This window comes from Vreelandella indica (genome assembly GCF_037070225.1).
GTDB classification, from domain to species: Bacteria; Pseudomonadota; Gammaproteobacteria; order Pseudomonadales; family Halomonadaceae; genus Vreelandella; species Vreelandella arctica.
This window is the reverse complement of record NZ_JBANSO010000072.1, coordinates 1-2,534: the sequence shown is the minus strand read 5'-3', so window position 1 is coordinate 2,534 and position 2,534 is coordinate 1. Positions and strand designations below refer to the sequence as shown.

Sequence of the window (2,534 nt, the reverse complement as noted above, 5' to 3'; positions counted from 1 at the left end):
CGCTCAAGTGGCTAAATGCCGATATTAAGATTACCCAGCCAGATGACCGGCTGGGTAAATGAATAAGGACAACAGGCGGTGGAAACGGCTCGAAATCGGGTTTTTCTACAGCCTCGTTAGGCTAAAAAATTAAGGGACGCAATGAACCGAATTGAAAAATTCTACACATGGTTTGATGAGTTATTTCCACAGGCCAATGATCAGAAATTGAACCAAGGCCTACCCCGCGTGTTAGCAACTATTTTGCTCGTAGCAGCAGCAATTGCGTTCTCTCTCCTTATCATAAATCTATATGTTTTTTCATTTACCGAAAAAATATCGGATCTAGGTACATTCGGCGATTTCTTTGGAGGCGTACTTAATCCAATACTTACGTTTCTAACTCTTTTTGGTTTGATTGCAACTATCGTTATTCAGAGGCAAGAATTAAGGCTATCTAGAATTGAATATGAAAAAACAGCAGATGCATTGAGTACGCAAGCGGTAGAGATTACTTTTTTTAACATACTTGATTTGCATCATAAAATTGTGGACAACCTAAAGGTCGATATAAATGAACTAAAAGCGAAAGGTGAGTTTACAGGGATTGCCGAAGAGGTTTTTCTAAATTTTATAAAGATGTCCAAAAAAACCACTTTTAATGGACGAGTGGCATTTGATGAGATTCTTGACTTCATTACATATGGGGCTAAGTCACCCGCTGAAATTTTAGAACGCTATAAGGCGATACAAGACAACCACAATCATGTTTTGGGTCACTATTTCAGAAATTTGTATCAAGCATTGAAAGTTATACATAGCCATGATGAAGGTGTAGTGAGCAAGGAAAATAAGAGGAAATATGCAAGTATTCTTCGATCTCAACTGTCTACAAAAGAGTTAGCCTTACTTTTTATAAATTGCCTAGAAGGCATTAGTGATACCGGTCGCTTTAAAAACTTACTCGTCGAATATAGCATGCTTGAACATTTGCCAATAAAAGAATACGAGGAAGCGTTTATTGTTGCGGGTTCTGTCTTGGCAAGTAAGGAGCAAGTAATGGAATACAAGAATAAAAAGGATTTTAGCTATGTTGATTTGCAAAAAACATTTGGTGGGGCTTTCGGGAAAAACAAAGGTATACCGTATAACTTGAAGCCTAACAAAGAAATCCAGCCGACCGCTGAAAGCGGCGGCTGATTTAGGCGTTAACTCCATATAGCTCTTACAAAATTTCAGGGATAGTAGAATAAAATGAAGCTAATTAATTTCTCTGTCACAAACTTTAGAAGCATAACTAAAGCGCATAAAGTTTCTTTGTCCCAAACCACCATTTTGATTGGACGAAATAATGAGGGGAAATCTAACCTCTTAAAATCGTTGGATATTGCCATGACGACATTGCAATACCATGCAATATCGGAAAGGCGGGGAGAGGCTTTTTTAGGCCCGAGAAGATATGCTCGAAAGGATGATTCTCATTACCTTTGGGAGCGAGATTTCCCAATAACACTTCAAGATAGGAAGTCCAGCGCTCAAACTATATTTAGGCTTGAATTTCTTCTGACTCCCGAGGAAATAGATCTATTTAAAATAGAAGTTAAGTCAAGGTTGAACGGATCACTTCCAATTGAAATCAGAGTCGGAAAAGACGATAAACCAAGCATTAGAGTGGTAGAAAAGCGAGGGGCAGGTGGGGCAGCATTAAATGCAAAGTCGGGAAGAATCGCTGATTTTATAGGTAAAAATATTACTTTTAATTATATTCCTGCTGTTCGTACTGATCACGAAGCTATGGAGGTTGTTAGAGTTATGCTGATGCAAAGAATGCGTAAGCTTGAAGCTAATGACGATTACAAAGAAGCTCTTGAAACGATAAGAAAAATTCAAGAACCTGTATTAATAGAGCTAGGAGAGCAAATCAGAGAGCCTCTGCAAGAATTTTTGCCTAGTATAACAAATGTGAGTGTCACCATACCTGATGACAGCAGGCGCTCGTCATTTCGAAATGAATTCGAAATCATTATTGACGATGGAACTCCTACAAGTCTATTTTACAAGGGCGATGGAGTTAAAAGCTTGGCAGCTTTAGGTCTTCTTAAAAATAGAGGATCTTCAGTTGGCGCTTCAATTATTGCGATTGAAGAACCAGAATCACATTTACACCCTGCCGCAATACACCAGCTAAATGAAGTCATTATGACTCTGGGTGAAAATAATCAGGTTGTTCTTACCACACATAATCCACTGTTTGTAGATAGATCAGATATAAGGTCAAACGTTATCGTAAATAGCGGTAAGGCCGTTCCGGCTAAAAATATAGGTCAAATCAGAGATCTACTAGCCTGGATTTCTCACGGGGTATAAAAGAAAGCGGCTGAAAGTGTTAACGTTTCAGGGCCTTACACCAAAAACCAACACCAACCGCCGCTTCCTGCGTATTCCGCCCTATCGTGACCGCCCATTCCGTTTGAACGTGACCGTCTGTTCTGGATGATGGTGACCGCGCATTCCGTTTTATCGTGACCGATTTTGGGCAGTTTTCCGGAATCGCC

Annotated in this window: 2 protein-coding genes; both read left to right on the top strand. The window is 39.6% G+C overall.

Features of this window, described 5'->3' with window-relative positions; all coding sequences use genetic code 11:
• The first annotated feature begins 141 nt into the window (after positions 1-141).
• Positions 142-1,179, top strand: a complete 1,038-nt coding sequence (locus V8L71_RS20475) for a putative phage abortive infection protein (RefSeq protein WP_336275314.1) — start codon at positions 142-144, stop codon at positions 1,177-1,179.
• Between the two features lie 54 nt (positions 1,180-1,233).
• Positions 1,234-2,346, top strand: coding sequence for an ATP-dependent nuclease (locus V8L71_RS20470; protein ID WP_336275313.1), 1,113 nt, complete (start codon positions 1,234-1,236; stop codon positions 2,344-2,346).
• Positions 2,347-2,534 lie beyond the last annotated feature (188 nt).

Excerpts from the sequence above, each read along its gene's own strand:
- V8L71_RS20475 (WP_336275314.1), top strand. The coding sequence starts at position 142 with ATGAACCGAATTGAAAAATTCTACACATGGTTTGATGAGTTATTTCCA.
- V8L71_RS20470 (WP_336275313.1), top strand. The coding sequence starts at position 1,234 with ATGAAGCTAATTAATTTCTCTGTCACAAACTTTAGAAGCATAACTAAA.